Genomic DNA, 6,053 nt, shown 5'->3' on the forward strand with positions numbered 1-6,053 from the left:
GCTTTTAGACCGCTTATTTCACTTAGATTTGTTCTGTAAAACAGAAATTAAAATATATTTAATAAAAATAAAGTTACAAAAATTACTTTTAATAAAATTAATGTAAATATTTAAAAAAATAAATATGGAGGGAACTATAGGAGAAATTCGTCTTTTCGCAGCAACATTTGCACCTAAAAATTGGTCGTATTGTGATGGGTCACTTATTCAAATAAGAAGCAATACTGCTCTATTTTCGATTTTAGGAACTAATTATGGTGGTGATGGGCAAAACACATTTGCTTTACCAGATCTTAAAGGGCGAACCGCTTTAGGGGCAGGACAAGGACAAGAACCTGGTCTGTCTTATTATGCCTTAGGTCAAAAATCAGGTTTTAATAGTGTCTCACTAAACAACAATCAGCTTGCTCCGCATACACATACTTGTGTAAGTAATGTTGTAATTCCTGCTTATTCAGATGAGGGAAATTCTAATTCTCCAAGTGGAAATGTTTTAGCGGCAAAATCTGCCATGTATAGTTCAGTTGCGGGAGATACCTCAATGAAAGCAACTCCATTTAATGTGGTAGTTAGTGCAACTGGAAATAACCTACCGCTATCTATTAATCAACCTTCAATTGGTTTGAATTATATTATTTGCTTGTATGGAATATTTCCTTCTCGCCAGTAGTAAACACATACAAATACATCATAAACTTTAAAACATTATTATGGAAGGAACTATAGGAGAAATCCGTATTTTTGGTGGTAATTTCGCACCATTATATTGGTCATTTTGTAATGGCAGCACATTAAGTATTTCAGAAAATGACGCGCTATATTCTCTAATTGGAACTACCTACGGAGGAGATGGAGTACTAACATTTAAGGTTCCTGATCTTCGCAGCCGCATTCCAGTAGGTACGGGTCAAGGGCCTGGTCTACCGCAAATGATTTTGGGTGAAGTTGGGGGTTCAGAAACTGCTGTAATGTCCAGTAATCAAATGCCCGCACACACTCATTTTGGAACAGGTAACGTTGCAATTCCAGCTTACAGTCAATCAGATAGTGTGGGTTCTCCAACTAATGCCGAATTAGCTGGTTTAACAGGAGCGTACTCCACCGAGACAGCAGATACCAGTTTAAAACCCGAAACTTCAACTGTAAATCTGGCAGCTGCTGGTCAGGGTATGCCATTTAGTATTATACAACCTTATACAGCTGCAAATTATATTATTTGCGTTGAGGGTTTTTATCCAACTAGAAACTAACCTTAAAAATATTAATCATGGAAGGAACAATGTCAGAAATTCGCTTATTTGCTCCCAATTTCGAGCCTAAATATTGGGCGTTTTGTGCAGGACAAATACTTGCTATAAATACCAACCAAGCTCTATTTAGTCTTTTAGGAACAACCTACGGCGGTAATGGTGTACAAACATTTGCACTGCCTGATTTGCGAGGTCGAGTTCCAATGGGTACAGGCGCAGGAACTGTTGATCAATATCAATTGGGTGAAATTTCAGGGGCTAATAATGTAACGGCAACTCTTGCAAACTTGCCATCACATACCCATGTGGGAACTGGTTCTTATACTATTTTGGCTTATTCAGACGAGGGAGATAACGGATCTCCGACAGGAAATAGTTTGGCGGCTTTAGCAGGTCTTTATTCTACAAAAACACCTGATACTTCTTTAAGACCTATAAATGCATCAATTACCATCGGTATAAATGGAGGCAATCAGCCAATACCTGTTCAACAGCCGTATTTAGGGATGAATTATATAATATGCCTGATGGGAATTTTCCCTTCAAGAAATTAATTTTATATACCCATTGGATGTTTCCATTAGGTTTTTTGCCTTGTTGTAAAACATCATTAATTATTGTTTATGAAAATAGCTTTACTCTTAACGCGTTCTGTAATCTATCCTTCAATGGCTTTTGATATCATGGATGGTTTTAAATCTTCTCTAAAAAAATTAGGAGTAGAAGGCAAACACGAAATCGTATCAACAAATATAGGTGTGGCCGGCAAAAATGAAGAAATTTATATTTGCTGCGAACAATTATTACTCAATAATACAGATATAATTATTGCTTATATAAATCCTATTACAGCAGAATTTATTCATCCTCTTTTTGAAAATTCCGGAAAGTTACTGATCGTTTTAGATAGTGGTTATCATTTCCCAAACTTTCAACAAAAATTATCAAACGCCCATTTTATTTCTTTAGAAGGTAATTTGTGTTCCCGTGCGATTGTTCGTAAAGCCGCAGAAGAAGGGCTACAGGATTTTGCTTTTACCTGTTCTTTTTACGATGCAGGTTATCGTCCTCCTTACACGTATTCAACTGCGGTTGAAGATAAAGGTGGTTCTATTACTTACAATCATATTACCCCTTTGAAGCGCTCCGATTTTAGTTTGGAACCATTAGCGGGTTATCTTGAAGAAAATAAAGACACAGCCCTTTTGACTTCTTTTTGCGGAGATATGGCAGAAGATTTTTTTAGAGAATCATCTAAATTTAAGAGTATAATATCCAGTAAAATTTACGGAAGCGGTTTTACAGCAGAAGAATTTTGGCTAAGTAAGATACCTTATCCAGGATATGATTGGAGTTCTTCTATTCCTTGGTCACTAAAAATTGTTAGCGAAGAAAATAAAGATTTTATTGCTACGATGGAGAATATCCGACAAAACAAAGCCAATATATTCTCGCTCTTAGGATGGGAAGCTGCTTTGTTTATAGAAGCTGCAAATAAAAAATCACTAGATGATATTACGATCCACTCACCAAGAGGAAAAGTTTATATGAATCCTGTTACCGGTTTTTCATCAGCACCTATTTATTATGCCACAGTTGCAAAAAACAAAGAAACAGGTAACTGTCAGTTAGAGCATATTACAGAAGCCGAAAATCTAGATGAAGAACGCAGCCGTTTGCAACATCATATTCTGGCGGTTCAGAATGTAACATCCAACTCATGGTTTAATGCCTATGCTTGTCTAGAATCATGAGCATGCAACGCGACATCGTTATTTTGTGTAATAACCGCATGGCTTTTCCTGCGATAGAAACCTTATATGGACTGAATAAATTACACACCATTGGAGTACCTGTTGGTAACGATGAGGTGCTGTCTTTTTGTTCGGCTTTTGCAAATCAAACAGGAGTCAATCTCATAGTACTTGAAAAAGATAAAGTAGAAAATCAGTTACTGGGATTACTTGAAAGCATTGAGATCAAGTATGTTTTTACAATGACGTTTCCGTGGAAATTATCCAAAAAAATTATAGAACAATATCCTAACCTGTTTTATAATTTTCATTACGGACTTTTACCTGAAATGCGTGGTTGTGATCCTGTTTTTGAATCGATTCGTCAACAAAAGCAAGAAACTGGAATTACTGTTCATACCATCGAAAAAGGGATTGATACAGGAAATATAGTGCTAAAACGTGTGCTGCCAATAGCTACTAATGTCACTCACGGAATGCTTTGCACCAGCTTATCTTATCTGGGAGCGCAAATGGTGCCCGAAGTACTAACACTTTTGCAAACCAATTTCAAAGGGGTGCCTCAAGACGAGACAAACGCAAATTACTATAAAAAAGCAGCTGCAAGCGATGTATGCATTCGATGGGAAACTCAGGATGCAAAATCAATAGAGGCATTAGTAAATGCTTGTAATCCTTGGAATAAAGGAGCCTACACTTACTGTAACGGATGGAACATGCGCATTCTTGAAGTATCAGCAACTAAAAATATTACAGAACATTCAAATTACCCCGGGACTATTTTAGAAATAAATGAAAACAAGGGATTACTAATACAATGTTATAATAATTCACAGCTTCGTATACATACTCTTTATACAGATGAAGGTTTTATGAGTGGACACAAGTTGCTCTCTTTTGGTATAAAAAATGGACAAAAATTCACCTCTTTATAAATTAACTATTTAACTATGAAACATTTTTACGCTCAAATTAAGAATTTCATAAATATCGCCTTGTTTCTGGGGATATTTTTACAGAGTTACGTGGGTAACTCTCAAACTACTCTGTCCGCTGGAGATATTATCTTCACAGGATATGATGCCAATCCCAGTCCCGCTGCGGGAGATGTCTATTCCTTTGTGCTTCTTACCAATATTTCGGCGGGTACAGCAATTAATTTTACAGACCGTGGTTATTTTGGTGGTGGTAGTGGATGGCAAGCAGCCGGTTCTACAGAAGCTACTGTAACTTGGACAGCAGGAACAGCTATTCCAGTTGGAACAGAAATTATGATAAAAGGTCTTACGGCCTCTACTTATGATCCAAATACAACTGCATTAACAACAAACGGAACGGTAACTTTAAGAGAGGGTACTCCTGCAAACGGATTATCTTTATCTACAGTAGGAGATCAGATTATCGCTTTTCAGGGAAGTACGGGAAATCCTGAAAGCGGTATTGTAACTTTTATCTCAGGACTGCATTATTTTTTTTGTAGTTCTAACGGGACTTCTCAGGCAAGTTGGGATGATTTGGCTTGTGCCGACGGACCAAACTCTTCTATAATACCTGTAGGTCTGGTAGGAGGAACAAGCTCTTTTTACACAGGAACCTTAGCAGGAAATGTTTTAGGGACATCCGGTAAATTTAATGGTACCGGAGCACCATTTGCTAACGCTGCCGCAATAAGAGCTGGTGTCATGAATCAAGCAAACTGGACACTTTCAAATACTACTCCAGCGCTTTCAATGCCTTCAGGTGCAGCTTTTCTGGGTGCAGCGCCAACCATTACAACCAATCCGCCCAACAGAACAATTTGTATTGGTAGCAATACTACCTTTTCAATTTCAGCAAACGATGCTACTAGCTATCAGTGGCAGATAAATACAGGTAGCGGATTTACAAATATTTCAAATGCTGCACCTTATTCTGGGGCTACTACAACTACTTTAACTATTACAGCAGCAACTGCTGGAATGAATGGTTATTTATATCGATGTATTGCAACTGGTGCAGGTTCTGCTACATCAAATGCAGGAACATTAACAGTTTCTAATATAACTGCAACTACTAATCAAACTAATGTGAGTTGCTTTGGAGGTTCTAACGGATCTGCTATGGTTACTCCCTCCGGTGGAGTTTCTCCATATACATATAGCTGGTCTCCATCAGGAGGGACCGGAGCAATTGCTTCAGGATTGTCAGCAGGAAGTTATACTGTAACCATAACAGATGCTAGTTTATGTTCGACTACTCAAAACTTTATAATTACACAACCAACTGCTCTTGTAGCGACTGCTGCTGCACAAACAAATGTGTCTTGTTTCGGCGGTTCTAACGGAGCGGCTTCAATTAATACTCCTACTGGTGGAGCTGGTGGTTATACCTACAACTGGACGCCAGGCAACCCAACAGGTGATGGAACAAGATCAGTAACAGGATTATCATCCGGAACTTGGACTTGTACCATTACCGATGCTAACTCATGCATCGCTACGCAAAGTTTTACGATTACGCAACCAACCTCAATTGCCGTTACACCTGCATCACAAACTAATGTATCATGTTTTGGAGGCTCAAATGGTGCAGCTGCTATCAACACTCCTACTGGAGGGGCTGGTGGATACACCTATAACTGGACACCGGGTAACCCAACAGGTGACGGAACTACTTCTGTTACTGGCTTGACCGCAGGAACCTGGACATGTACTGTTACCGATGCTAACGGTTGTACCAGAGCGCAAAACTTTACGGTAACACAATCAACTGCTATTGCAGCAACTGCAGCTTCTCAAACCAATGTTTCATGCAACGGAGGTTCTACTGGAGCTGCCTCGATTAATATTCCAACAGGTGGAGCGGGTGGATATACCTACAACTGGACTCCAGGTACCCCAACAGGTGATGGAACGAGATCAGTAACAGGATTAAGCGCAGGTGCTTGGACTTGTACTGTAACGGATGCAAACAGTTGTACTACTGTTGTTAACTTTACAATCACACAACCAACGGTTATTAGCACAGCAACTGCTGCGCAAACAAACGTATCTTGTAATGGAGGATCTAA

At 38.7% G+C, this 6,053-nt stretch carries 5 protein-coding genes and 1 pseudogene; all 6 read left to right on the forward strand.

Annotation, left to right across the window (positions count from 1 at the left end; all coding sequences use genetic code 11):
- The first annotated feature begins 124 nt into the window (after nt 1-124).
- Nucleotides 125-670 carry a phage tail protein gene (locus FPG59_RS12955; protein ID WP_086455009.1) on the forward strand — a complete coding sequence of 182 codons (546 nt, stop codon included), beginning with the start codon at nt 125-127 and terminating at the stop codon, nt 668-670.
- A gap of 40 nt (nt 671-710) precedes the next feature.
- Nucleotides 711-1,250 carry a phage tail protein gene (locus tag FPG59_RS12960; protein ID WP_086455010.1) on the forward strand — a complete coding sequence of 180 codons (540 nt, stop codon included), beginning with the start codon at nt 711-713 and terminating at the stop codon, nt 1,248-1,250.
- A gap of 17 nt (nt 1,251-1,267) precedes the next feature.
- Nucleotides 1,268-1,804, forward strand: a complete 537-nt coding sequence (locus FPG59_RS12965; RefSeq protein ID WP_217875909.1) for a phage tail protein — start codon at nt 1,268-1,270, stop codon at nt 1,802-1,804.
- A 69-nt stretch (nt 1,805-1,873) separates the two neighbouring features.
- Nucleotides 1,874-3,004, forward strand: a complete 1,131-nt coding sequence (locus FPG59_RS12970; protein ID WP_086455012.1) for a hypothetical protein — start codon at nt 1,874-1,876, stop codon at nt 3,002-3,004.
- 2 nt (nt 3,005-3,006) lie between these two features.
- Nucleotides 3,007-3,939, forward strand: coding sequence for a formyltransferase family protein (locus FPG59_RS12975; RefSeq protein ID WP_176330747.1), 933 nt, complete (start codon nt 3,007-3,009; stop codon nt 3,937-3,939).
- A 15-nt stretch (nt 3,940-3,954) separates the two neighbouring features.
- Nucleotides 3,955-6,053 (forward strand): annotated as a pseudogene (locus tag FPG59_RS12980) (hypothetical protein); the annotation flags it as partial.

The sequence above is a fragment of the Flavobacterium sp. FPG59 genome (genome assembly GCF_002150205.1).
In the GTDB taxonomy this organism is placed as follows: Bacteria; Bacteroidota; Bacteroidia; order Flavobacteriales; family Flavobacteriaceae; genus Flavobacterium.